This is a genomic window from Streptomyces sp. NPDC089915 (genome assembly GCF_040684675.1).
In the GTDB taxonomy this organism is placed as follows: domain Bacteria; phylum Actinomycetota; class Actinomycetes; order Streptomycetales; family Streptomycetaceae; genus Streptomyces.
In genome coordinates this window covers 1-1,005 of the sequence record NZ_JBFBGN010000440.1, presented here as the reverse complement: position 1 = coordinate 1,005, position 1,005 = coordinate 1, and the positions used below count along the sequence as shown (strand labels likewise).

Annotated in this window: 2 protein-coding genes; both read left to right on the top strand. The window is 75.4% G+C overall.

Annotated elements, in window-relative coordinates; genetic code table 11:
* Nucleotides 1-483, top strand: a 483-nt coding sequence (locus tag AB0O29_RS36465) for a hypothetical protein (protein ID WP_365160881.1), incomplete at its 5' end; no start/stop codon positions are given.
* 195 nt (nucleotides 484-678) lie between these two features.
* A partial coding sequence (locus AB0O29_RS36460) for an alpha/beta hydrolase (protein WP_365160875.1) occupies nucleotides 679-1,005 on the top strand: 327 nt, incomplete at its 3' end.

The following is a 1,005-nucleotide window of genomic DNA, read 5'->3' as shown; positions in this document are numbered from 1 at the left end:
GGCATCACCCCGACCGGCCCGGCCACGGCGGGCGCCCCCGCCTCGGGCATCCAGCCCCCGGGCACGCGGGCCCGCACCGTCCAGCTCTACTTCGCCGGCCCCTACGGCATCCGCGCCGTCGACCGCCCCACCGACCGCCCGCTGAGCCCACAGCAGGCACTGGACCTCCTCCTGGAGGGCCCGACCCCCGCCGAACGCGACCGCGGCCTCGTCACCCAGGTCCCCCCGATGGCGGGCCGGCTCACCGCGACCGCCGCCGACGGCGCCGTCGACATCCACGTGCCGCGCGCCGTCAGCAGCGGGGACCTCGACGTGACGGCCGTGTCCCAGCTGGCCTGCACCGCCGCCCACTCCCAGGTCCCCGGCGACCGCCCCGCGACCCGGGTCGACATCCGCATCCACGAGAACCTCACCCCCTCCGCAACCCCGTGGACGGTCCGCTGCGGCCCCAACGGCACCGTGACACCGGTGCCGGGACCGTAAGGACCAGCGAGGAAACCTCACCGGGGCCACCCGTGCGTCACCCCGCCGAGTACCGGCTGTCCGTCCGCGACGGCGAGGCCGTCGCGGGCAGCCGCTGACCGCGACCGGCCGCAAGGCGCTTGCGCCGACGGTCGTCCGTGGCCTCATACGGCGCAGGCTTCGCCCATGTCAGTGCCGGCTCCTACGATCGAAGCCATGCGCGAGTACTTCACGACCGACGGGCGGAGGCTGTCCTACCTGGACTTCGGTGGTCCGGGGAAGCCGCTCCTCGCCCTGCACGGGCACTACAACGAAGCGTCCGCCTTCGCTCCGCTCGCGGAGGCGCTGGCGCCGCGGTGGCGGGTGATCGCCCTCGACCAGCGCGGGCACGGGGAGTCCGACCGGGCCGACCGCTACGGGCGCGAGGACTACACGGCCGACGTCCTCGCCCTCCACCGGCATCTGGGACTCGGCCCCGTGCCGGTCCTCGGGCACTCCCTGGGCGGGGTCAACGCCTACCAGTTCGCCGCCCGGCACCCGGAC